Source organism: Pseudomonas sp. PDM19, from assembly GCF_014852215.1.
Taxonomy (GTDB): Bacteria; Pseudomonadota; Gammaproteobacteria; order Pseudomonadales; family Pseudomonadaceae; genus Pseudomonas.
The window spans coordinates 1,085,700-1,109,886 of the sequence record NZ_JACVBG010000002.1 but is presented as its reverse complement, the minus strand read 5'-3'; the positions used below and the strand labels follow the sequence as shown (position 1 = coordinate 1,109,886).

General features: G+C 63.2%; 21 protein-coding genes and 1 tRNA gene. 13 read left to right on the top strand and 9 right to left on the bottom strand.

Going from position 1 to position 24,187, the window contains the following annotated elements; genetic code table 11:
* Positions 1–53: 53 nt before the first annotated feature.
* The 3 genes from mobA to IB273_RS13530 all read left to right on the top strand — a co-directional run bounded on the left by mobA (position 54) and on the right by IB273_RS13530 (position 1,174).
* Positions 54–641 carry a molybdenum cofactor guanylyltransferase MobA gene (mobA, locus tag IB273_RS13540; RefSeq protein ID WP_192224263.1) on the top strand — a complete coding sequence of 196 codons (588 nt, stop codon included), beginning with the start codon at positions 54–56 and terminating at the stop codon, positions 639–641.
* Between the two features lie 91 nt (positions 642–732).
* Positions 733–954 (top strand): YgdI/YgdR family lipoprotein, encoded by a 222-nt coding sequence (locus IB273_RS13535; RefSeq protein ID WP_081519426.1) that lies wholly within the window; start codon positions 733–735, stop codon positions 952–954.
* 143 nt (positions 955–1,097) lie between these two features.
* Positions 1,098–1,174 (top strand) — tRNA-Pro (locus tag IB273_RS13530).
* Positions 1,175–1,287: 113 nt separating this feature from the next.
* Here the strand turns inward: IB273_RS13530 and IB273_RS13525 are convergent.
* Genes IB273_RS13525 through IB273_RS13515 form a run of 3 tightly spaced genes read right to left on the bottom strand, consistent with a single transcriptional unit; the run spans position 1,288 to position 3,041 of the window.
* Positions 1,288–2,163: an NAD(P)-dependent oxidoreductase gene (locus IB273_RS13525; protein ID WP_192224262.1), complete on the bottom strand. Its 876-nt coding sequence runs from the start codon at positions 2,161–2,163 to the stop codon at positions 1,288–1,290.
* Positions 2,164–2,215: 52 nt separating this feature from the next.
* Entirely contained in the window at positions 2,216–2,455 is a 240-nt protein-coding gene (locus tag IB273_RS13520) for a glutaredoxin family protein (protein WP_318652484.1), read from the bottom strand.
* Positions 2,456–2,483: 28 nt separating this feature from the next.
* The gene (locus IB273_RS13515) at positions 2,484–3,041 is read right to left on the bottom strand and encodes a TetR/AcrR family transcriptional regulator (protein ID WP_151187763.1); all 558 of its coding nucleotides are present in this window, start codon (positions 3,039–3,041) and stop codon (positions 2,484–2,486) included.
* Between the two features lie 181 nt (positions 3,042–3,222).
* Here IB273_RS13515 and IB273_RS13510 point away from each other — a divergent pair, with 181 nt between their 5' ends.
* From IB273_RS13510 to IB273_RS13500, 3 genes are all read left to right on the top strand, one after another.
* Positions 3,223–3,819: a glutathione S-transferase family protein gene (locus IB273_RS13510; protein ID WP_192224260.1), complete on the top strand. Its 597-nt coding sequence runs from the start codon at positions 3,223–3,225 to the stop codon at positions 3,817–3,819.
* Between the two features lie 71 nt (positions 3,820–3,890).
* Positions 3,891–4,757, top strand: coding sequence for an MBL fold metallo-hydrolase (locus IB273_RS13505; RefSeq protein WP_192224259.1), 867 nt, complete (start codon positions 3,891–3,893; stop codon positions 4,755–4,757).
* 177 nt (positions 4,758–4,934) lie between these two features.
* On the top strand, positions 4,935–6,206 hold the full coding sequence (locus tag IB273_RS13500; RefSeq protein ID WP_081519420.1) for an OprD family porin: 1,272 nt from the start codon (positions 4,935–4,937) through the stop codon (positions 6,204–6,206).
* Positions 6,207–6,271: 65 nt separating this feature from the next.
* Here the strand turns inward: IB273_RS13500 and IB273_RS13495 are convergent, their stop codons facing one another.
* Positions 6,272–7,480 (bottom strand): ammonium transporter, encoded by a 1,209-nt coding sequence (locus IB273_RS13495; protein ID WP_081519419.1) that lies wholly within the window; start codon positions 7,478–7,480, stop codon positions 6,272–6,274.
* 404 nt (positions 7,481–7,884) lie between these two features.
* On the opposite strand from IB273_RS13495, the gene IB273_RS13490 reads away from it, so the two are divergent.
* The 5 genes from IB273_RS13490 to IB273_RS13470 all read left to right on the top strand — a co-directional run bounded on the left by IB273_RS13490 (position 7,885) and on the right by IB273_RS13470 (position 11,589).
* Positions 7,885–8,202, top strand: coding sequence for a DUF883 family protein (locus IB273_RS13490; RefSeq protein ID WP_045211754.1), 318 nt, complete (start codon positions 7,885–7,887; stop codon positions 8,200–8,202).
* A 15-nt stretch (positions 8,203–8,217) separates the two neighbouring features.
* The gene (locus tag IB273_RS13485; RefSeq protein ID WP_192224518.1) at positions 8,218–8,598 is read left to right on the top strand and encodes a phage holin family protein; all 381 of its coding nucleotides are present in this window, start codon (positions 8,218–8,220) and stop codon (positions 8,596–8,598) included.
* Entirely contained in the window at positions 8,595–8,939 is a 345-nt protein-coding gene (locus IB273_RS13480) for a hypothetical protein (RefSeq protein WP_151187766.1), read from the top strand. Before IB273_RS13485 ends, IB273_RS13480 begins: the two co-directional genes overlap by 4 nt.
* Positions 8,940–9,021: 82 nt before the next feature.
* Positions 9,022–10,188 (top strand): EAL domain-containing protein, encoded by a 1,167-nt coding sequence (locus IB273_RS13475; RefSeq protein WP_192224258.1) that lies wholly within the window; start codon positions 9,022–9,024, stop codon positions 10,186–10,188.
* A gap of 69 nt (positions 10,189–10,257) precedes the next feature.
* Positions 10,258–11,589, top strand: a complete 1,332-nt coding sequence (locus IB273_RS13470) for a deoxyguanosinetriphosphate triphosphohydrolase (protein ID WP_081519415.1) — start codon at positions 10,258–10,260, stop codon at positions 11,587–11,589.
* Positions 11,590–11,603: 14 nt separating this feature from the next.
* On the opposite strand, the gene IB273_RS13465 is transcribed toward IB273_RS13470, so the two are convergent.
* Positions 11,604–15,188 (bottom strand): transporter substrate-binding domain-containing protein, encoded by a 3,585-nt coding sequence (locus IB273_RS13465; RefSeq protein ID WP_225610159.1) that lies wholly within the window; start codon positions 15,186–15,188, stop codon positions 11,604–11,606.
* Between the two features lie 65 nt (positions 15,189–15,253).
* Entirely contained in the window at positions 15,254–15,880 is a 627-nt protein-coding gene (locus IB273_RS13460) for a response regulator transcription factor (RefSeq protein ID WP_081519413.1), read from the bottom strand.
* A gap of 799 nt (positions 15,881–16,679) precedes the next feature.
* Between IB273_RS13460 and IB273_RS13455 the strand changes: the two genes are divergently transcribed.
* A complete protein-coding gene (locus tag IB273_RS13455) occupies positions 16,680–17,096 on the top strand; it encodes a response regulator (RefSeq protein ID WP_192224256.1) in 417 nt (138 codons plus the stop codon).
* Here the strand turns inward: IB273_RS13455 and IB273_RS13450 are convergent.
* Positions 17,077–17,424 (bottom strand): YggL family protein, encoded by a 348-nt coding sequence (locus IB273_RS13450; protein ID WP_192224255.1) that lies wholly within the window; start codon positions 17,422–17,424, stop codon positions 17,077–17,079. The genes IB273_RS13455 and IB273_RS13450 overlap by 20 nt on opposite strands.
* Before the next feature lie 255 nt (positions 17,425–17,679).
* Between IB273_RS13450 and dacB the strand changes: the two genes are divergently transcribed.
* Positions 17,680–19,116: a D-alanyl-D-alanine carboxypeptidase/D-alanyl-D-alanine-endopeptidase gene (gene dacB / locus IB273_RS13445; protein ID WP_192224254.1), complete on the top strand. Its 1,437-nt coding sequence runs from the start codon at positions 17,680–17,682 to the stop codon at positions 19,114–19,116.
* Between the two features lie 40 nt (positions 19,117–19,156).
* Here the strand turns inward: dacB and IB273_RS13440 are convergent, their stop codons facing one another.
* Positions 19,157–21,568 carry a diguanylate cyclase gene (locus IB273_RS13440; RefSeq protein WP_192224253.1) on the bottom strand — a complete coding sequence of 804 codons (2,412 nt, stop codon included), beginning with the start codon at positions 21,566–21,568 and terminating at the stop codon, positions 19,157–19,159.
* A 102-nt stretch (positions 21,569–21,670) separates the two neighbouring features.
* On the bottom strand, positions 21,671–23,854 hold the full coding sequence (gene rlmKL, locus IB273_RS13435; RefSeq protein WP_081519408.1) for a bifunctional 23S rRNA (guanine(2069)-N(7))-methyltransferase RlmK/23S rRNA (guanine(2445)-N(2))-methyltransferase RlmL: 2,184 nt from the start codon (positions 23,852–23,854) through the stop codon (positions 21,671–21,673).
* Positions 23,855–24,187: the final 333 nt, after the last annotated feature.

Sequence of the window (24,187 nt, the reverse complement as noted above, 5' to 3'; positions counted from 1 at the left end):
GTGAGGTTGGAATGCGCGGTGTTATATCACAGGCCCGCCCCGGAGACCCTGACATGCCACAAGCCCCGCTGCCCCTCTGTTCCGTCCTGATTCTCGCCGGAGGCCGCGGCCAGCGCATGGGCGGCCAGGACAAGGGCCTGCTGGAGTGGCAGGGCCGCCCGCTGGTGAGCTACGCCGCCGCCCTCGCCCGCCCTTTCAGCGACGACCTGATCATCTCCTGCAACCGCAACGCGGACGTCTACGCCGGCTTCGCCGACCGTCTGGTACAGGACGACAGTGCGGACTTCCCCGGCCCGCTCGCCGGCATCCGCGCGGGCCTGGCCAGCGCGCACCATACCCACCTGTTGGTACTGCCCTGCGATGCGCCACTGCTGGACGCCGACCTGCTTGAGCGCCTGCTGCGCGCATCGGCCGCAGCGCCGGACGTCGTGCACATGCTGCGCTGCGGCACGCAGTGGGAACCGCTGTTCAGCATCATCCCGGTGGCGCTGCGCGCCCGGATAGAGGAAGCCTGGAACCAGGGCGACCGCAGCCCGCGCCATGTTTTCTCGAACCTCGGCCTGCAGGCGGTGGATTGCCCGGCCAACGACCCGCGACTGGCCAATCTGAACACCCCGGAGCTGCTCTATCACGCCCGATAGCGACAGAGTCGAAAATTTTCCGGGAACTATGCTGCAAGGCACCCGGTCAGACTTTTCGTACTTTTTTGTTCGCTCATCAGGAGATTCACCCATGAACAAACGGATGCTTCCCGCCTTCCTGCTCGCCCTGGGCTTTAGCGTGCTCGCTGGTTGCTCCACTCCGTCCGTCATCACCCTGAACGATGGACGCGAGATTCAGTCGGTCGACAAACCCAAGTACGACGAAGAATCCGGCTTCTATGAGTTCGAACAGCTGGATGGCAAAACCGCCCGCGTGAACAAGGATCAGGTACGGACCGTCAAGGACCTCTGATTCGCCCGGCGGTGAAAACGCCCCGCAGGCCCTGAGCGGTCTGCGGGGCGTTGGCGTTTTCACGGGGGCGAAAAGATTTTTCAAATATTTTTCGCTAACCCCTTGTGCATCAAAAGTTTTTCGGTAGAATGCGCGCCATCAAACGGAGCGTAGCGCAGCTTGGTAGCGCGTCTCGTTCGGGACGAGAAGGTCGCTGGTTCGAATCCAGTCGCTCCGACCAAATCCCGAAAAACCCGCCTAACGGCGGGTTTTTTATTGCCTGCGACTTTTCCCCAGAAGTAGTCACAGGCACAAAAAAGCCCGTCCACCAGGACGGGCTTTTTCATGGGCGAATCAGAGCTGACCGGACTTGCGCAGCGCGACCTGCGACAGGGCGCTCCAGTCCCGCTCGCCATCACCGTGTGCGATGGCTTCGAGCAGATTGTCACGCAGAAGGCTGGCGAGTGGCAGCGGCACGCGCTGCTCATGCCCGGCCGACAGCGCCAGGCCAACATCCTTGAGCCCCAGCACCAGGCGGAAGCCGGCCGGGTCGAAGCGCTGCTCGGCGATCTGCGCGCCGTAGTTGCGGTACACCGGCGCGTTGAACAGCGTGTTGCCCATGATTTCCATGAACTCGCCCGGCGCCACGCCGTAGGTCTTCACCAGCGCCGCGCTCTCCCCCATCGCCTCGATAGCGCTGGCGATCATGAAGTTACCGGCAATCTTCACCGCGACCGCGCGCAGCGGGTCGTCGCCCAGCGGCCAGGTCTTCTGCCCCAGCACGTCGAGTACCGGCTGCGCCTTGGCGATGGCCGCCTCGGGGCCAGCCACCAGGATGTTCAGCTTGCCGGCGGCGGCGACATCCGTGCGCCCGAATACCGGCGCGGCGACGAACTCGACGCCCTGCTCGCGGTGCAGCTCGATCAGCTCACCGACGAAGGCGGTGGACAGCGTGGCCATGCTCAAGTGCACCAGGCCGGCCCTGGCCGATGCCAGGGCACCGCTGTCGAGCAGCACGGCGCGGGTGGAGGCATCGTCGGCCAGCATGGAGATCACCAGCTCGACATCGAACGCCTGCACAGGGGTGGCAGCGGCGATCGCGCCCAGTTCCACCAGCGGCTCGGCGGCGCCGGGCGAGCGGTTCCACACGACGACCTGGTGGCCGGCCCTGATGAGGTTGGCAGCCATGGCAGCACCCATGCCGCCCAGTCCGAGAAATCCGATCTTCATTGCAATGCGCCTCGCATCGGTTGATTGAGGAGAGGGAAAGCCGCCGAAATCTTCAGCAGCCGAGGAAAGCGGCGACCTGTGCGGCGTCGAAGGGCCAGTTGAGCTCTGCGCCGGAATCGCAGCGACGCAGCACGGGAATGCTCAGGCCGTATTGCTCGACCCATTCGTCGCGGTCGGCGATATCCACCAGTTCGACCAGCAGGCCGTGTTCGACGAAGGGCATCAGCACCGCCTCGGCCACTTCGCAGAGATGGCAGCCAAGGGTGCCGAAGAGCTGGCATTCCGGGGGCAAGGTGGGCTCCTGGGTTGGCGACATGGGTTCAGACTCCGGCGTGCTTGAGCAAAGTGTCGGCCACGGCGCGGGCTTCTCGCCCCTGCTGCGCCGGGCCCTGCATGTGCGCCATCACCAGCACGCCTTCGAGCAGGTATTGCAGCTGGCGCGCCAGGGCTTCCGGCTCCGGCGCCCCCAGGTGCAACAGCTGGGCCGCGAAGAAGCGGCCAAGGAAGGCCTTGTGCTCGGCGGCCTGCTGGTGGATGGGGTGTTCGCGGTCGTGGAATTCGCCGGCGGCGTGGATGAAGGCACAGCCGCAGAAGTCCGGGCCGTTGAGCACTTCCTGCAGGCCGTCGAAGACCGCCAGGATCGCCTCGCGTGGCGCGAGGATGCGTTCGGCGACTTCCATGCGCTCGACCATGCGGGCGTGGCGCTCTTCCAGCGCCGCCATGATCAGCTCGTCCTTGGACTTGAAGTGCTTGTACAGCGTCATCTTCGCGACGCCCGACTCGGCGAGGATGCGGTCGATACCGGTGGCGTGATAGCCCTCGCGGTAGAACAGATCCTGGGCGGTGGCGAGCAGCAGCTCGCGTTTGCTGGATGCCATGGCATTACCTCCTGACCGGACATTATGCGCGAGGCTCGGCGCCCGTGGGGAGCGAGAGCGGCAGCGCCAGGTCGAATAGCGGACGGTCATTTCGCTTGAACTATACAGACCTGTCTGTCTAATATCTATTCCACCACTCCACCGCAGCCGTCCCACAACAACATCGCAAAGGACTCCCGCCATGAAACTCCATGACGTCGCGCTTTCCGGAAACTGCTACAAGGTTCGCCTGTTCCTCGGTCTTATTGGCCAGAAGGCCGAGCTGCTGCCGGTGGACCTGATGGCCGGCGCGCACAAGCGCCCGGCCTTCCTGGCGATCAACCCGCGCGGCCAGGTGCCGGCGCTGGAGGATGGCGAACTGCGCCTGGGCGATTCCCACGCCATCCTCGCCTACCTCGCCCGGCAGTACGCCGAGCCGCACTGGTACCCGCAGGACGCCGTCACCCAGGGGCGCATTGCCAACTGGCTGAGCTTCTCGGCCAACGAGGTGCAGCACGGCCTGGCGATGGCGCGGGTGATCCAGCTGTTCAAGCGCCCCGGCGACCTGGCCGCCGCGCAGGCCAAGGGCCGCCACGCACTGGAGTTGCTGGACGCTACTTTGGCCGACCACCGCTGGCTGGCGCAGACGGACAAGCCGAGCATCGCCGACATTGCCGTCTACCCCTACGTCACCCTGGCGACGGAAGGTGGTCTGGAGCCATCCGGCTATCCCTATGTGCAGGACTGGCTGGCCCGCGTGCGCGCCCTGCCCGGTTACGTCGCGCAACCCGCCTTCTGATTTTCTTCTGACTGGCCACGCCGCCGCTTGCACGGCGGCGCGTCCCTCCGCTCACCGAAAAGGAAACTCCGATGCGTCTGCCATCCCTGCTGCTGGCCGGGCTGTTCGCCCTCGCCTGCCTGAATGTCCAGGCCGCCGACCTGCGCTTCTCGTTGATCCGCACTTCCGGTGTCACCACCCTGGATGCGTTCACCGTGGCCGGCGGCAACTGGACCGAGAAAGTCCCGATGAACCACACCGCTGTGCTGATCCAGCACCACGCGGCCACCTTGTTGTTCGACACCGGCCTGGGCAGCCAGGCGGACGCACAGTTCAAGCAGGACATGCCCTGGTGGGACAAGCCTCTGTTCCAGTACGAAGGCCTGAAACCGGCACGCGAGCAATTGCAGGGCAGTGGTATTTCCATCGATCGGATCATCCTGTCCCATGCGCACTGGGACCACGCCTCGGCGCTGTCGGACTTCCCAGAAATCCCGGTCTGGGCAACCTATGACGAAATCAACTACGCCCATATCGCCCAACCGCCGGCAGTGTTCCCCAGCCAGTTCCGCCATCCGGTGAAATGGGTGCCCTTCCAGTTCGATTCCGGCCCCTTCCTGAGCTACGACCGCAGCCTCGACCTGTTCGGCGACGGCAGCCTGGTCCTGGTGCCCATGAGCGGCCATACGCCGGGCGCGGTAGGGCTGTTCATCACCCTCGACGACGGCCGACGCTACTTCTTCAGCGGCGACACCACCTGGCGCCTGTCCGGCTTCACCGGCCCCCGCGAGAAGTTCTGGGTCAGCCGCAAACTGGTGGACAGCAACCGCGACCAGACGCTGGCCGAAGTGGCCCGCGTCCACGAACTGATGCTTGCCTATCCAAAGCTCACCGTTGTCCCCGCCCACGATGCCCAGGTGCAGGACAAACTCGGCTACTACCCCCACTGGATTCAGTGAAAGCCACGCCCGCCGCCCCCCAGCGCTTCAATAGCCAGCTTACTAATCAGCGACTAAGGTCTAAGAGTCGTCAACATTCGGTAATGATTTAGTAGATAGGCTGTAACAGATTGACATGCCGACCCTGATCCAGTCGGCATCATCAAACTGCCCCAAGCGCTCGAGGAGACAATAACAATGAGCAAGACCCCGATCGCCCGTGCCGTGGCTTTGGCCGCGCTGGGTACCAGCTTTATCCTTCCGACACTCGCCCACGCTGACTTCATCAAGGACAGCAAGGCCACCGTCGAACTGCGTAACTTCTACTTCAACCGCGACTTCCGCCAGGACAGCCCGGCCCCTGCCCAGAACAAGGCCGAGGAATGGGCCCAGGGTTTCATCCTCAAATATGAGTCGGGTTACACCGACGGCACCATCGGTGTCGGCGTCGACGCCCTGGGCACCCTGGGCCTGAAACTCGATTCGTCGCCTGACCGCAGCGGCACCGGCCTGCTGCAGCGCTCCTCCAGCGACAAGCGCGCCGAGGACAGCTACGGCGACCTGGGCGTTACCGCCAAGCTGCGTGCGTCCAAGACGACCCTGAAGGGCGGCACCCTGATGCCGAAGATGCCGGTGGTGCAGTTCAACGACACCCGCCTGCTGCCGCAGACCTTCAGCGGCTTCGCCCTGAACTCCGCTGAGCTTGACGGCCTGACCGTCGACGGCGGTCGCCTGTACCAGGTCAACCAGCGCGATTCCTCGGACTACGAGGACATGACCATCACCGGCGGCGGCAAGCGCAACATCAAGCTCGGCGATAGCCTCACCTCCAACAAGTTCCTGTTTGGCGGCCTCACCTACAAGTGGACCGACAGCCTGAGCACCAGCTACCACTACGGCGGCCTGGAAGACATCTACAAACAGCACTACCTGGGCCTGATCCATGTGCTGCCGATCGCCGACAAGCAATCGCTGAAGTCCGACATCCGCTGGGCCAAGTCCGATGACGATGGCGGCAGCAACGTCGACAACAAGGCGCTCAACGCCATGTTCACCTATGCCCTGGGCTACCACGCCTTCGGCCTCGGCTACCAGAAGATGAGCGGCGACACCGGCTTCGCCTACATCAACGGCACCGACCCCTACCTGGTGAACTACATCCAGATCGGCGACTTCGCCAACAAGGACGAGAAGTCCTGGCAGGCGCGCTACGACTACAATTTTGCCGGCCTCGGCATCCCCGGCCTGACCTTCATGACCCGCTACGTGAAAGGCGACAACATCGACCTGATCACCACCGACGGCGAAGGCAAGGAATGGGAACGCGACACCGACATCGCCTACGTCTTCCAGGACGGCCCGCTGAAGAACCTCGGCGTGAAGTGGCGCAACGCGACCATGCGCACCAACTACACCAACGATTACGACGAGAACCGTCTGATCGTCAGCTACACCATGCCGCTCTGGTAACTCCCGCGGCGTGACGAAAAAGCCCGGCATCTGCCGGGCTTTTTCTTTGCCTCACCATGGAGCAATCAGTCCTGGCTGAGCGCTCCGATCTTATGGATCGACAGGTCGGCGCCGTAGTACTCCTCTTCCTTCGTCAGGCGGATACCCACAGCCGCCTTCACCAGGCCGTACACCAGCAGGCCTCCGGCGAAAGCCACCGCCACACCGAGCAGCGTGCCGATCGCCTGGCTGGCCAGGCTGACCCCACCCAATCCGCCCAGCGCCTGCTGACCAAAGATGCCGCAGGCAATGCCGCCCCAGGCGCCGCACAGGCCGTGCAGCGGCCAGACGCCCAACACGTCGTCGATCTTCCAGCGTACCTGGGTCGCGGTGAACGCCCAGACGAACAGCGCGCCGGCCAGCATGCCGGTGGCCAGGGCGCCGATGGGGTGCATCAGGTCGGAACCAGCGCAGACCGCCACCAGTCCGGCCAGAGGGCCGTTGTGCAGGAAGCCCGGGTCATTGCGACCGACCAGCAGCGACGCCACGGTGCCGCCGACCATCGCCAGCAAAGAGTTCACTGCCACCAATCCACTCGCGCCCGCCAGCGACTGCGCACTCATGACGTTGAAGCCGAACCAGCCGACAATGAGAATCCACGAACCCGCCGCCAGGAACGGAATGTTCGACGGCGCGAAAGCGACCAATCGCCCCTCGCGGTACCGGCCATTGCGCTGCCCCAGCAGAACCACCGCCGCCAGCGCCAGCCAGCCGCCGAAGGCATGCACCACGACGGAGCCGGCGAAATCATGGAAGGCAGCGCCGAATTCGGCCTTCAGCCAGGCCTGGAAGCCGAAATTGCCGTTCCAGATCAAGCCCTCGAAGAACGGATAGACGAAGGCCACGATCAGCGCCGTAGCGCACAACTGCGGGCCGAACCGGGCACGTTCGGCGATGCCGCCGGAAATGATCGCGGGGATCGCCGCGGCGAAGGTCAGCAGGAAGAAGAACTTCACCAGCGCGTAGCCGTTTTCGTGCGCCAGCGTCGCCGCCGGCTGCAGAAAAGTGACGCCATAGGCGATCCAGTAGCCGATGAAGAAATAGGCCAGGGTCGAGATGGCGAAGTCCGAGAGGATCTTCGACAGGGCATTCACCTGGTTCTTCAGGCGCACCGTGCCCACTTCCAGGAAGGCAAAGCCCGCGTGCATGGCCAACACCATGACCGCGCCCATCAGGAGGAACAGCGTGTTGGAACCGTGGACCAGCGTCTCTACGGCACTATTGAGGTTTTCCATCGCTACAGGCAGCCCCGGAGGTCAAGGGGAAAGCACCAAAACGGCTCGCGGCGACCCTGCGTCGCACCACACTGAAGCAGCGGCGCACCACAGAGGAGCCGAGCGCTGAACCAGCATGGCTCACAAGCCATCCGACCAGCTTCGCAATTTCTTGTACTTCCTTATGTTTTTCAGTGGTTTGAGCTCATATCCCCGGCCGTTTCAGACACCGGGAACGCCCCGCCATGGGGCGCTCAGCTCTCCATGCGCACCAGAGAAATGCAAGCGGCATACCACCGGAGCAGCATTCAGCGGCTAGGCTTCAACTCGCACGCGAGAGCGGCCCCATGATGAATTTATGAGAAACTTTCCAGCGACCCTGGGGCTCGAAAACTAGGAACCTCAACCCGCACAAGGAGCATCACATGCCTCGCAAGACCGCAGTGAACGCCGCCAAGGATGAACTCCTGGCCGAATTCCAGGCCCTCGTCAGCGACACCGAGAAACTCCTGCAGAGCTCGGCTGACCTGGCTGGCGCCGAAGCCGACCAGATGCGCGCGCAGATCCATGAGAGCCTCAAGCGCGCCCGCGATGCCATCTATTCCACCAAGGACTCCGTGCGCGACCAGGGCAAAGCCGCCGTGGACGCCACCGAAGACTATGTCGGTGATCACCCGTGGCAGGCCGTGGGTATCGCCGCCGGTGTCGGCTTCCTCCTCGGCCTGCTGGTCAGCCGGCGCTGATCGATGAGCGACGGAATGGACGCCGGGCCGAAGTCCTCGGCCAACTCCCCTTCCCCGCGGCGCTTCGGCGCCGCGGTCCTCGGCCTGCTGCACGGGCACGTCGAACTGCTCGGCATCGAGCTGCAGGAGCAGAAGACCCGCACCGTGCAGATGCTGCTGATGGCCGGCCTGGCGCTGGTTTTCGCTCTGCTCCTGCTGGTCGCCCTGTCGGTGCTGGTGCTGATCCTGTTCTGGGACAGCTACCGTTTGCAGGCCGCCATCGGACTGTGCCTCTTCTATGTCGGCGGCAGCCTGTTCTGCGCCTGGCGTCTGCATAGGCTGGTCAACGACGAAAGCTCGCCGTTCAGCGCCACCCTCGAAGAACTGGCCCGTGACCGGGAGCGACTGTTGCCATGAGCGAAATGCCCGACGCCCGCAACCTGACCCGCGCCGAACTGCGCAAGGCGATCGTCCGCCTGCGCCTGGAAATGCAGCGCCAGCAGATCCGCCAGGAAGGCGAACTGCTGCTGCAACCCCTGAAACAGGCACGCAATCTCGGCCAGAACCTGCGCAGTGGCCTGGGCGGCAGCACTCCGCTGTGGGGCGCTGGCGGCGCCGCAGCCCTTGCCCTGCTGTTCGGCCGCAAACGCCGCTGGGTGCGGCTGCTGCGCGTAGGGATCGCCCTGCTGCCGATCCTCCTGCAGATGCGCAGCAAGCCCGAACCCAAGGACCCGCCCGCCCCCTCGACGCACCTCTGACGTCTAGACTGGCCACATTCTTGCTAAGTGACAGTGAGCTGCGCGCGAGCGCTTCCCTGTCACGCCACTAAGGATGTGTCCCTTGATCGACGGGCAACCCATCGCCTGCTTCCAGCCCTTCATCGACACCGCGACCGGCCTGATCGCCGGTGTCGAAGCACTGGGCCGGTTGCGCCAGGACAACGGTGATCTGCAATCGGTCGGCCCGCTGTTCTTCAACCCGCGAGTCGGCCTGGCCGAACTGCGCCGTCTCGACCGGCAGATCCGCGACGCCGCCCTCGCCCGCATCCACGAAGCGCCCAAGGACTGGTTCCTCAGCCTGAATATCTCGCCGCGCTGGATCAGCCGCCTGCGCCCGAACCAGCCGCTGCCCAGCCTCAAGCAACTGCAACAACAGGGCGTACCACCGGAGCGCGTAGTCTTCGAGATCACTGAACTGGGCGGTGCCCACCAGCGCCTGCCGGAAGTAGTGGCTCGCTACCGTGATGCCGGCGCGCGCATCGCCATCGACGACTTCGGTGCCGGCTACTCGCAGCTGGACCGCGTACTGGCGTTGCAGCCGGACATCCTCAAGCTGGACATGCGTCTGTTCCAGGAAGCCGCCCGCGGCGGCCCCAGTGGCGAAGTGGTGAAGGCGCTGGCGCAGATGGCGGAGAAGACCGGCTGCTGGATCATCGCCGAGGGCGTGGAAACCGAAGACGAAATGGACTTCGCCCTGGAGTGCGGCGCACGCTACGTGCAAGGCTTCCTGTTCGCCAAACCGGCTCTGGAGTTCCCTGCCAGCGACGCCTTCCGCGAAGCCTTCGCCCAGCGCCGCGACCACTATGTGCATCGCAAGCTGCAGGAGCGCTCCAACCTCATCCAGCTGCGCCAGCAACTCTCCGAACTGATGAACATGCTGCGCCCCTGGGCCGAAGGCGGCGCCATGCTCAGCAGCCTGCCGCCGGCGCCGGATTCCTTCAGCCGTCTGCTACGCATTTACCAGTGCGACCGCCACGGCACCCAGACTTCGCCGAACCTGGAATGGAACGGCCTGTTCTGGAAGGAGAACCGCCGCTACCTGGGCCACAACTGGTCCTGGCGCCCCTACTTCTACCAGTTGCTCGCCGAGGGCTGGGAAGAGCGTCGCCTGACACTCTCCAACACTTATCGCGATGCCACCACCAACCAGTACTGCATGACCGCCGGCCAGTTCATCGACCAGGGTCGACGCCTTCTGCTCATCGATATCGACGCCGAAGGCCTCTAGCGCCGCGATTGAGATTGCCGGCGCGAACGGCTAGCGTTGCCGGTAACTCTCTGGATTGCGGAAAGAAGAATGGATTGGCACACCCTGCTCCCCCGGGAGCGCCTCGGCAAACCGGTGCACAGCAGCGCCGAACTCGGCCGCAGCGCCTTCCACAAGGACCACGACCGCATCATCTTCTCCGGTGCCTTCCGCCGCCTGGGGCGCAAGACCCAGGTGCACCCGGTATCGAGCAACGACCACATTCACACCCGCCTGACCCATTCACTGGAGGTCGGTTGCGTCGGCCGCTCACTGGGCATGCGCGTTGGCGAGATCATTCGTGACCGCCTGCCGGAATGGTGCGACCCCGGGGACATGGGCGTGATCGTCCAGTCCGCCTGCCTCGCCCACGATATCGGCAACCCGCCCTTCGGCCACTCCGGCGAAGACGCCATCCGCCACTGGTTCCAGCAGGCTGCCGGTCGTGGCTGGCTGGATGGCATGAGCGACGGGGAACGCTCGGATTTCCTGCACTTCGAGGGCAACGCCCAGGGCTTCCGTGTCCTCACCCAACTCGAATACCACCAGTTCGACGGCGGCACACGCCTGACCTACGCCACCCTCGGCACCTACCTGAAGTACCCCTGGACAGCACGCCACGCCGACTCTCTTGGCTACAAGAAGCACAAGTTCGGCTGCTACCGCAGCGAGCTGCCACTGCTGGAGCAGATCACCCAGAAACTGGGCATGCCGCAGCTGGAAGATGAACGCTGGGCGCGCCATCCGCTGGTCTACCTGATGGAGGCCGCGGACGACATCTGCTACGGCCTGATCGACCTGGAAGACGGTGTGGAAATGGAGCTGCTCGACTACAGCGAAGTGGAAGCGCTGCTGCTCGACCTGGTCGGTGACGATCTACCGGAAACCTACCGCCAGCTCGGCCCGAAGGACTCGCGCCGGCGCAAGATGGCGATTCTGCGCGGCAAGGCCATCGAACACCTGACCAATGCCGCAGCCCGCGCGTTCGTCGAACAGGAAAAGACCCTGCTCGCGGGAAGCCTGCAAGGCGACCTGGTAGAGCACATGCATGGCCCCGCCAAGCGCTGCGTGCAACGCGCGAAGGCGATGGCGCGAGAGAAGATATTCCAGGACAAGCGCAAGACCCTGCACGAGATCGGCGCTTACACCACCCTGGAAATCCTGCTGAACTCTTTCTGCGGCGCCGTGCTGGAGCAACACCGCCAGAGCACGCCGTCATTCAAGAACCAGCGCATCCTCGACTTGCTGAGTCACTACGCGCCGGACCCGAGCTGGTCGCTCTATCGCTCCTTCTTGCGTGTAACGGATTTCATCGCCGGGATGACCGACAGCTATGCCACCGAGATGGCGCGCGAGATGACCGGCCGCTCCAGCCCGAGCTGAAGCGGCCGCGCGGGCTAGGCGGCCAGCTTGCGCAATTGCTGCAGCAAATCGTCCTGCAAGGTCGCCATCGCCTGCTCCACCGCCAGTGCCCGGTTGCCCAGCTCCCGGCTGTCGAGACCATCCTTGCAGCCACCTTCAAGCTTGCTGCAGAGGTCCTGGAGCGTGTCCGCATTGACCAATCGCGCTGCGCCCTTCATACGGTGGGCCAGATCGGCAAGCTGCTTCCAGTCGCCGGCCTCCCAGAGCGGCCGGACCTGGTCGATATCGATCCGGTTGCTGCTGTGCAACTCCTCCAGCAGACGGCGGATCAGGCCAGGATTTCCGCCGGTCATCTCCCGTAGGGGCTTCAGGTCGAAGCCATCGACCTGCTTCTCCACAGATTCCTGATCGTCGTGAGCCGCTGACAGCTTCGGCACTGCATCCAGCCGCACACGCAGGTTATCCAGGCCTATGGGCTTGAACAGGCAGTCATCCATGCCGGCCCGCCGACAGTTCTCGATCTCGTCGGGCTGGGCGTTGGCGGTGAACCCGAAGATCACACAGGGTTCGGCTTCCATCTCCGCTTCAAGCTCGCGAACCCGCCGAGCCAGGCCATAGCCATTGAGCACCGGCATATTGCAGTCGGTGATCAGCAGATCGAAGTCACCCGGATGCCACAGCTGCAGTGCCTGGGAGCCGTCGGAGGCGACCTCGACCTGATGCCCCAGATGCTCCAGTTGCTGGGTCAGCAGCATCCGGTTGGCCACATGGTCGTCGACCACCAGAACCTTCAGCGAATGGGCGGTCCTCGGGACCATCACGGCCGGCCCAACTTCGCATTCGGGCAGGCTTTCCAGGGTCTGCAGCAACAGGCGCACCGTGACCGTGGTGCCCTCGCCGGGACGGCTTTCCATGCGTACGGTGCCGCCCATCATCTCCGCCAGCTTGCGGCAGATGGTGAGCCCCAGCCCCGTACCACCTCGACTGGCATCGCCACTGCGGGCCACCTGGCTGAAAGGCTCGAACAACTGGCGCTGTTCATCCTCGGAAATGCCGATCCCACTGTCCTGCACGCTGACCTCGAGGGCCAGGCGCTCGCCGGCGACACGCTCGCCGTAGACGCGAATCTTCACATGCCCGAAGTCGGTGAACTTGATGGCGTTACTGACCAGGTTCGACAGAATCTGCTTGAACCGCAAGGGATCGATCAGCACGTCACAGGCGGCTTCCGCCTCGATTTCCATCCTGAGCTCCAACGCTTTCTGCCGCGCCAGCCCATCGAACACGCGCGCAACGGACTCCACCAACTCGCGCAGGTGGGCGCGCTCCGGCATCAGCGTCAGACGCCCGGATTCGATCTTGGCCACATCGAGGATGTCGCCGATCAGCGTCAGCAGAGAACGCGCCGAGTCGTAAGCCACCTCGACTGGCTCCCGCTCCCAATGCCCCTGATCCGCGCGGGTGAGCGCCAACTCGAGCATGCCGATCACCGCGTTCATCGGCGTGCGAATTTCATGGCTCATGGTAGCGAGGAAGGTACTCTTCGCGCGGTTGGCTTCCTCGGCCAACTCCTTCGCCGCTTCCAGCTGGTGGTGCAGCCGCTCGCGCTCGGTGACATCGATCCAGCCCGTGACTACCCCGGAGATATCACCACCCGACCCACGGTAGGGAGTCGCCCAGTAATGTATTTCCCGAACTTCGTTGTGAATCTGCAGGACCAGATCGGAGGCCACTTTCCCGTCCTGCTCCATGGCCTGCTGATGAATCAACTGCAACGCTAGCGCGTCAGGCGCCTGCAGCCAGGGGTAATCGACGACGCGGGAACCTTCCACCGACTCGCGCGGCATTCCGGTTTCCTTCAGGAAGCCGATATTGCAGGTAACCAGCCGCCCTTCACGATCACGTACCGCCACCGGCTGAGGAATACCATCGATCAATGCACGCTTGAATTCGAGGCGGTAACTGAGCTCTTTCTCCGAATCCCGGCGCCGGCGCACCTTGCGCCAGAGCCACCCGTTCCACAGCAACACGATGAGCAATGCCAGCGCTGCCGCCCAGGCAAGCTGGATGAACTGCTTGCGGTAGCCCTGCCAGACGCTGTCCGGCCTGTCCACGCTGGCAGACCAGCGGGTAGTGATATTGCTCAGGTCTTCGGGCGCGATGGCCAGTAACGCCTTGTTCAGGATACTGAGCAGCTCCGGGTCCGACTGTGACACCGCCAGCGAGAACTGTCCGGGCTCGCGGTCCAGGGCCAGGGCGATCTTGAGGTCCGGGTAATAGCGGGAGATCAGGTAGTTGGCCGACGACAACAGGTGAATGCCGGCGTCCACCTTGCCTTCACTGACCATGGACAGGTCGTCGACATTGTTCTCGACCTCCAGCAGTTTCACCCGAGGGTGGCGGGCACGCATGAAGTCCGCGATGACCGAGCCCCTGGGGACGGCGACAGTGTGGCCATCGAGATCCCCCAGGCTGTGCAACCAGTCGCTCCCCTCTGGAACCAAGACAACGAAGGATGCGGTCATGTAGGGACGTGTGAAACTCAGCCATTCCTCGCGCTGCGCCGTTGGAGTCAGCGCCGCGATCACGTCGGCCTTGCCCGTACGCACCTGCTCCAGCATCGCCGTGACGCTGGCCTGCGGGCGTACATCAAACTCGATCCCGGTTCGGCTCTGGACCAGCTCCAGCAAATCGGCAGCGATTCCGCGGAACTGGCCCTGGGCATCGAAGAACGAAACAGGAGCCAACGCCTGATCGATCACGACTTTCGGTCGCGGGTGACGGTCCACCCAGCGTTGCTCCTGAGGCGTCAGGATAAGGCGCTGGCCGGCAATGGGGCTGCTTCCGCCCGGACTCCAGCGACGCTGAATGGCCGTCTCGCCCTGTCGCGGAATCGCATTCAGGGTATGGTCGATGATGTCCAGCAACGTCCGATCGGATGCATTCAGTGCAAAGCTGAAACCCTGGCCGTTGAAGCTGGCAAAGTTGAGCAGTTTGAGATTGGCCAGGTATGCCTGGCTGATCAGGTACTGCGCACTGAAGGCATCGCCGACGAACAGGTCCGCCTGGCCGAAAGCAACCGCTTCCAGTGCACGGCGCACCGACTGATAGCTCTGTACAGTGGCGCCGGCCAGGAACCTGTCCCGATCATTTGCCGGGAAGTAGTCGGTGACCACCGCAATGCGTTTGCCGGCGAGTTGCTCACTACTTTCCAGACGCGTGCCTTCCGGCCCGATGATGACCGGCTGGTTGGAAAAGTACGGTACGGACAGCACAACGTCCGGTCGCGCAGCCTCATACCCCGTGGCACGGCTCAACAGGTCGATTTCTCCGCGAGACAGCGCGGCCACGGCGGCATCCCTGTCAGGATAACGTCGTACTTCAATTCGAACATTGAGCGAGTCGGCAATGATTCCTGCGACGTCGGCCGTGATGCCCTCAAGGTCCGTGCCGCTGCTGGTGATATCGAACGGGGCGTAATCGGGTGCGGTCACGCCCAGGCGCAGCGTACGTTTGTCCCTGAGCCAGTGCCAGTCGGAGTCGCTGAGTTGCACCTTGACTGGCTCGTCGCCCGAACGAGCCAGCAGGTTGATCGAGGTCCAATCGTGCTGCTCCGCCATCACCCATCCGCAACAGACGAGTAGCAACACACTGACGATGAAGCGGAAGCGGCACATCAAACACCTCAGACCAGCGCGTTCCGCTTGGCGAACTCGATCAGGTCAACCAGCGAATGAGCATTGAGCTTCAGCAGCAGCCGGGTCTTGTAGGTGCTGACCGTCTTGTTGCTGATGAACATCTGTTCGGAGATTTCCTTGTTCGAATAACCGTTAGCGAGGTACTGGAGGACAGCCATCTCACGATCCGAGAGGCGCTGGATCAGCTCCTGATCGTCCATCTGTCCATTGTTGCGACGAGTCTGGCGCACCGCCGTGCTGGGGAAGTAGTTGTAGCCGGCGACCACAGCGTTGACGGCGCTGATCAGTTCGGACAAACCGCCTTGCTTGCAGACGAAGCCTGATGCACCCGCCTGCATGCAGCGCATGGCGAACAGCGAGGCGCTCTGCCCGGTCAGCACCAGCACCTTGAGTGGCAGCTCGAAGGCAGAGATACGGCTGATCACCTCCAGGCCATCAAGCCGGGGAATACCGATATCCAGAACGACCAGGTCGGGAATCAGGTCCTTGACAAGCGAAAGCGCGTCCACGCCATTGTCGGTTTCACCAACGATGACATGGCCTTCCTTTTCCAGCAGCACACGCATTGCCATGCGAATGACTGGGTGATCATCGACAATTAGAACTTTGCTCATCAGCTTCCTCCCTCAGACCCTTCTTAAAAATGTCCTTCGGTAAGATATATGCAGAGCCAGCGCTGTCGAGATTACCCACCCTCAATATTGACCATTAGAGGGCTTTCCTACACAACATCTAAATAATTCCTACAAGTAACCTTAAATATTTTGACGTCACCTCAAAATAGGCAAGGAATTTCTGATGAGAGACGAGCGAAAATCTGACCACGATTCCTGACAATTCGCTTCCCTATCGCTGCTTATCCCATCTACCGAACGCTCGATAGGAGCCTGAGCCTTCCTCGCGACCCGCCCTCCATCACTCCGCCCGCGGGATCAGCGCGCCTTCCCGGCAGCCATTGAAACTACACCACCCGCTCTAGATCAGCTATTTAGCCATAGCTCAGCCTGGCCGCAGTCATTGACGCACTCCTCCAACGCTGCCCTTGATCACACTTTCTGTCGGCCGCCGTCTGACAAGCACCCTGCCTCTTCCCCTCGCCAGACAGATCAGCTATCGAACACTGAACAGTTAATTCAACCCCTCTTCAGTAAACCTCAGCAATCAGGATAAACATGGAACATCCCGAACAAGATCAAATCGTAGAACCAAATAATTACCCAGAATAAACAAGCACAAGAAAGCCCTTCGCCGGAAAACTTAAAACTCACTCAACCAGGTAACCAGCCCGACACATTGACTCATCAACTTACCCATCGGCAATCAAGCTGCATATCGATCGACACACCGAAGATGGAAAGCACCAAACTTATCAACTGCAATTGTCGATCCCCCTGACAGCCTGGAGTTTCTTACGTGCAGGAAAACAAATTCAGCATCCTGATAGTCGAAGACCATCCCTTCCAACTGATCGCTACGCAAATGCAATTGAACAGACTGGGATTCTTCCGATTGACGCCCGCTCTCGATGCCAGTGAAGCGCGTGAGGAGTGTGCACGTCGCAACGAACCTTTCGACTTGCTGCTCTGCGATATCAACCTGCCGGACACTGACGGCATAGAACTGCTCGGCGAACTGGCCGAAGCCGGTCATATTCGCCACGCAGTCTTCCTGAGTTGCCGAGATGCCGATGAATTGCAGGCCTTGCGCAGAACCCTCCGCGACCAGGGACTACGCGTCCTGGCCTGCCTGTCCAAACCACTCGATGAGTGGGCGCTGATGGAGTCCCTGGCAGCGGACGAGAGCCTCAGACTCAGGATGCGGGCAGATTGACTGGCTGGTCCGGGTACCACGCATCGATCAGCGAGCTGAGACTGAAACCTGCGAGCTCCGGCTGCTGCTTGAGCCATCCGTCGATCAACTCGCGCTGCTCCGCACTCACCGAGCCGCGCCGAGCAAGGCAGATGAACCCGTACTCGTCGCAACCGCTATAGACCAGGTCGTTGGGTTCGACCGCGACACCTGCAAAACGCTTGATGAATGCGTCAATAGCCTCTTCGCTCGTTCCTTCCTTGTACAGAAAACTCAGTTCGAAGCCGAGTTCCTGGAACTCATCGACACACAACTTCTTGCGTAAACGACGGGAACGATGGGTCGCCATCTGAATCTCTCCTCAGGAGGGCTTTCGCCGCTCGATGCACGGGTGTGTCCGGAACATATCCGGGACTTGCACGAACAATGACTCGACAAACCTCTCCGAGACGACTGGCATCCGAAGGCCAGCGCATCCTCGAACGGCTTGCGGCATAATGTGCCGCAGCTCCCGGTCCAACAGGGAGTATTTCATCTGTAGTGTTGCGCTTCATCTTTTCATTTTTTCAAGTCAATGCCCGACCACTGGGATGTCATCTTTTCTATGTTCAAGTCTCTGCGTGTCCTCGCTCTCGCTACATTGTTGCCATTCGCCTTGCCGGCCGTTGCCCAGATCAACTCCACCCTGCCCGAGCGCGTACAGAAGGCGCTGAGGGCCAGCAAGCTCACCGACGACGCCCTGTCGCTGGTGATGATTCCCCTGGAAGGTCCCGGCAACGCCACCTATTTCAACGCTGACGTCTCGGTGAACCCGGCGTCGACCATGAAGCTGTTCACCACCTATGCTGCCCTGGAAATGCTCGGCCCGACCTACCAGTGGCAGACCGAGTTCTATACCGACGGCCAGCTCAAGGACGGTACCCTCAACGGCAACCTCTACCTCAAGGGCGGCGGCGATCCGAAGCTGAACCTGGAGAAGCTCTGGCTGATGATGCGCGACCTGCGCGCCAACGGCGTGAACAAGGTCACCGGCGACCTGGTGCTGGATCGCAGCTATTTCAACATCCCGCAATTGCCGGTCTTCAACGACGACGGCGGCGACGACAACAAGCCGTTCCTGGTCGGCCCGGACTCGCTGATGATCAACCTGAAGAGCGTGCGACTGGTGATCCGCACCGAAGGCAGCAAGGCCACCGTGCTGATGGACCCACCGCTGGCAAACGTGCGCATCGACAACCAGATCCAGGTGAGCAAGGCCGCAGCCTGCCCCGCCTGGCCGAAGCTGCGCTTCAACCCGGTGACCCAGTTCGACGGCACCTCGCTGGTCGCCACCGGGCAGATTCCCCAGGGCTGCAGCGCCCAGACCTACATGTCCCTGCTCGAGCACCCTGCCTACACAGCCGGCGCCGTGCGCGGCATCTGGCAGGAGCTGGGCGGCAGCATCCTCGGCAAGGACCGCGAAGGCACCGTGCCGAAGAACGCCACCCTGGTGGCTCGCGCCATGTCTCCGGACGTCGTGGAAATCATCCGCGACATCAACAAGTTCAGTAACAACACCATGGCCCGCCAGCTGTTCCTGTCAGTCGGCCGCCAGTATCGCAATGGTGCCGACGCGGACGATGCCCAGGCTGCCCAGCGGGTGATCCGCCAATGGCTGGCGCGCAAGGGCATTACCGCGAGCCACCTGGTGATGGAGAACGGTTCGGGCCTGTCCCGCGACGAGCGAGTCAGCGCCCGCGAAATGGCGGCCATGCTCCAGGCCGCGTGGCATAGCCCCTACGCCGCGGAGTACATCTCCTCGCTGCCGATCGTGGCGAAGGACGGCACCATGCGCAAACGCCTGCGTGGCACGCCCATGGCCGGAGAAGCCCATGTGAAGACCGGCACCCTGAACACCGTGCGCGCCCTCGCCGGCTTCAGCCGCGACGCCAACGGCCGCACCTGGGTCGTAGTGGCCATCCTCAACAGCAACCGGCCGTGGGGGGCCTCGTCGATCCTCGACCAGGTGTTGCTGGACCTCTACAGCAGCACCAAGCACTGATCCCCACGCGAACCCCGGCCAACTGGCCGGGGTTTTCGCATCAGGCTTCGACCTTCTCCAGACGATCCCGCCCCAGCCGCTTGGCGCGATACACCGCGCGGTCCACCTTGCGCATCAGGTCGTCCGCGCTTTCGCCGGGGCTCCAGGAGGCAACGCCGAAGCTTGCCGTCACCACGCCGACACCCTCCATCGGCTGCCCGCGCAAGGCCTTCCAGAGCGCCTCCGCCAGTAGCCAGGCCTGGTCCGTGGTGCTTCCCGGGCAGAGCACCACCAGTTCCTCGCCACCGATCCGGCAGAACACATCGACTTTGCGCAGGCGCTGCGCAATGCGTTGACACAGGGTGACCAGCACGATATCGCCCGCCTCGTGGCCGAAGCGGTCATTGATGTCCTTGAAGTGGTCGATATCGAACATCACCAGCGACAACGGCTCGCCATTGCGGGAACAGCGCGCCATGGCCTGATCCAGTTGCTCCTTGAAATAGCGGCGATTGTGGATGCCCGTCAGTGCGTCGGTGACCGACAGGCGCCGCAACTCCATCTCCGCCTCCTTGCGCCGGGTAATGTCAGTGGCGATGCCCAGATACGCCGTGGTGTTGCCCGCCGAATCGCGCACACCGGTAATGATCAGGTTGATCTTCAGTTGCCGGCCATCACGGCGCACGCAGGTCCACTCGTGCTCCTCGTGCCCCTCGCCCACGAGGGCGCCGACGACGTCGAAGCCGCGAATCTCGCGCCCGAGGATGCTCGACAGGTCCTGCGCGCGGCGACGGATCTCGTCCCTGACGAAGACATTCTCCGGCACCGGCCGCCCGATCACTTCCTGGGCGCTGTAGCCGAACATGCGTTCGGCGCCCACATTGAAGCTGCGCACGAAGCCACGCAGATCGGTCGAGACGATGGCAACCTGGGTCGCCGCATCGAGCAGGCCGTGCAGGCGACTGTTGACCTCGCCCAGCTCCAGCTCGGCAGCCTTGCGCGAACTGATGTCGGTCTGGGTGCCGATCATGCGTCGCGGCGAACCATCGTTGTCGCGCTCGACCACCTGACCGCGATCCAGCACCCAGAGCCAGCGCCCACTCTTGCAGCGCAGCCGGTGCTCACTCTGGTAAAGCGAGGATTCGCCGCGAAGATGCCGTCGCAGCGCCTCGCAGCGCACGTCCTTGTCATCAGGATGGACCCGGCTCAGGCTCTCGTCGGTGGTCGTGCCCACCTCGCTGTCGCGGTAGCCGAGCATGGCCTTCCAGGCATGGGAATAGAACACGTTGCCGGTATCCAGGCTCCAGTCCCAGACACCGTGGCCGGCGCTGTCCATGGCGAAGTGCAGGCGCGCTTGATTCTCCTGCAGCTCCAGCTGGTTGGCCCGCAACTCGGCGGTGCGCTCGTCCACCAGCTGCAAGGCCCGCTGGCGCTGGCCCAGCAGTGCCAGCACATATCCCGCCAGCAACAGCGAAGTCAGCCCGCCCGCGAACGCCACCCAGAGCTGCGGATGCCCCTGGTTGCGCCGCAGAAAGTCGCTGGAAGGTTCGACGCGCACCAGATAGTCACGACCGGCAAAAGGCAGGTGTCGCTCGGAAACCAGTCCTGCCGTCTGATCAGCCGCTACCTGGCTGCGATACAACGGCACATCCGGACGCGGGTCGCCGGCATCGCGCAGTGTCAGCGCCAGCTGCTCACCGCGCGCTTCCGAACCCTGTTCGATGAGCAGGCGGTAGCTGATCGCCGCCAGCAGGATGCCCTGGATTCCGACGCGGGTTTCGGCTGTCGGGCTGGGCGTCGTACTGCTGCGATAGAGTGGCGCCGCCAGCAGCAGGCCGGTGGAGTCCGCCGGCGGCGCACCAGGCAGGACCACGGGCATCGAGGCAGCCACCGAGCGCGTCTTCATCACACGCTGGGTCAACTCACGCCCCGGCAGGGTCGAGTTCAGATCCAGGCCCAGGGGCATCTCCTCCAGATACTCGGAAGCACCATAGAGGACGGGAAAATAGCGCTCGCGCACCTGCGCCGGAATCGGCTGGCCCTGCAGGTCCAGCTCGAAAAGCATGTAATCGAGCATGCCGGCATCATGGGCGCGGGCTTCAAAGGCGTCGCGCTGACGCTGATCCACGCGCGGCAGCCAAGCGTACCCCAGCGTGTCGCCCAGCAGTGGGCTGACGAAGTGCTCGAACTCCTCACGGGAAACGTTCGTGGAGTTCTCAAAGAAGCGCTGGATCGACTCCAGCTCGCTCTGCTGATTCGATAGCCGCTCGCGCACGCGCTCGATCCGCTCGTTGGCGGCGAGGGAAAATTGCTGTTCCAGAAAGGTGCGGGCGTTGCGCCACACACTCCAGCCGAGCAGCGCCGTCAGCAAGAGGCCAGCCACCAGCACGACGCCGGCGGCACGCAGGGCCTTCTTCTGGCTGGCGACTCCCTGAGCGGCGGGCAACTGCTCATAGGCCGGCAACTGAGTCATGCGCTTTCCCAACTCTCAGGGTGACTCAGTTTTTATAGCAGCCGATGGCCATTTGCCCAGCTTTGGCACGACGCACGGCCCAGGCCGCGCGCCGCTCGGGCCTCAACGTACGCTGATGCGCCAGGCGCGGTGGATCTTGCTGTTGCGGGCAAAATCCTGGTCCAGCGTCTGGGCGCTGATTTCCTCGACCTGGTAACGCGCTGCCAGCCCTTCATCCAGTTCGAACTTGCGGAAGTTGTTGGAGAAGTACAGCACCCCGCCCCTGGCCAGTCGCGCCATGGCCAGGTCGATCAGTTCAACGTGGTCGCGCTGCACATCGAAAACGCCTTCCATGCGCTTGGAGTTGGAGAAGGTCGGCGGGTCGATGAACACCAGGTCGTATTCGCCGCGGTCCTCGCGCAGCCACTCCATGACGTCGCTCTGCACCAGGCGTTGCTTGTCGGAGAAGCCGTTGAGCGACAGGTTGCGCCGCGCCCAGTCCAAGTAGGTCTTCGACAGGTCGACGCTGGTGGTGCTGCGCGCATCGCCCTTGGCGGCATGTACGGTGGCCGTGGCGGTGTAGCAGAACAGGTTGAGGAAGCGCTTGCCGGCAGACTCGCGCTGGATGCGCAGGCGGATCGGCCGGTGGTCGAGGAACAGGCCGGTGTCGAGGTAGTCGGTCAGGTTGACCAGCAGTTTCACGCCGCCCTCTTCGACTTCCATGAAGCGGCCTTCGGCGTTCTGCCGTTCGTACTGCTTCTTGCCGGTCTGGCGCTCGCGACGCTTGATCACGATGCGCTCAGTGGGAATGCCCAGCGCCTGCGGCAACGCGGCGAGCGCGTCGAGCAGACGGATCTGCGCCTTCTCCGGGTCGATGGACTTGGGCGCCGCGTATTCCTGCACGTGAGCCCAGTCGCGGTAGAGGTCCACGGCCAGAGCGTACTCGGGCATGTCGGCGTCATACACCCGGTAGCACTCGATCTTCTCCTTGCGCGCCCACTTGCCGAGCGCCTTGACGTTCTTCTGCAGGCGGTTGGCGAACATCTGGCCGCCTTCGCTCAGGCGAGCCTGTTCGATCACGGCGGCGCCCTGAGCCGGAGCGGCATCGCTGCGTTCGCCACGCTCGCCGGTCACGAACTGGCGCGGCTCCACCTCGAGCATGATCAGCTTGCACGGCAGAGCGCCGTTGAAGAAGGCGTACTGCTTGTGGCTGCGGATGCCCATGCGCTTGCCGAGCTCCGGCGCGCCGGTGAACACGCCGGCGCTCCAGCCCAGGCAGCTCTGGCGCAGACGCTCGCCCAGATGCTGGTACAGGTACAGCAGGCTCGCTTCATCACCCAGGCGCTCGCCGTAGGGCGGGTTGCAGATGATCAGGCCCTTCTGGCCCTTGTCCGGGCGTGGCTCGAAAGTGGCCAGCTCACCCTGGTAGATCTTCACCCACTCGGCCAGGCCGGAGCGTTCGATGTTGTTGCGCGCCGGCTGGATCAGGCGCGGGTCGGCTTCATAGCCGCGAATCCACAGCGGAGTCCTGGCAAGGCCCGCCTCGGCACGCTGCTGGGCTTCCTCTATAAGCTTCTTCCAGATCGCCGGCACATGGCCCAGCCAGTTGCTGAAGCCCCAGCGCTCGCGCTTGAGGTTTGGCGCGATGTCGGCAGCAATCAGGCCGGCTTCGATGAGGAAGGTGCCAACGCCACACATCGGGTCAGACAATGCGCCGCCTTCAGCGGCGATCTTCGGCCAACCGGCGCGGATAAGGACCGCAGCGGCGAGGTTTTCCTTCAGCGGCGCGGCGCCCTGCTGCAGGCGGTAGCCACGCTGGTGCAGGCTGTGGCCGGAAAGGTCCAGCGACAGCACGGCCTGGCCGCGATCCAGGTGCAGGTGCACGCGGATGTCCGGGTTGACCTTGTCCACGGTCGGCCGCTTGCCGAACTCGGCACGCAGGTTGTCGACGATGGCGTCTTTCACCTTCAGCGCGCCGAAGTGGGTGTTGTCGATGCCCGAGCCCTTGCCGCTGAACTCCACCGCGAGGCTGCCGCCGGCATCCAGGTGGTCGCTCCAGGATACGGCGTTGACGCCCAGATAGAGGTCTTCGGCGTTGCTCACCGGGAAGCGCGAGAGCACCAGCAGCACACGGTTGGCCAGGCGCGACCAGAGGCACAGGCGGTAGGCCGTCTCCAGGTCGCCCTTGCCGCGAATGGCCGAAACCTGGGCGCGCGCCTCGGTCAGCCCGAGCGCCTGGGCTTCCTCCAGCAACAGGCCATCGAGCCCTTTCGGGCAGGTGAGGAAGAGATCGTGCAAATCCGACATGCAAATAGTTCCCGGGCCGCAGCCCTTTCATCAAAGCCGCTTATGGCCTTGTCGGCCACCTTGGGTTCATTCGAGTGAACCCAGGCGACCCCTGTAGTCATTTTCAGGGATGGACCGGCTACCGGCCTGCGGCCTCGCGTCGCAGAAAGTCATCCCACTCGTCGGAACGAGAGGTGGTCTCAATTAGACACACATTCCTCTTGATCCTCGGCAAGCTCCCGCCCCTGGCGGGTTATGCCGTACTGGCATTTTGCAAACCGGGCGAACCTTATGGCCCAAACCCATAAGAGTTACGTCCTTATGACAAATTGGTCATTCACAGCCCCGGAACCT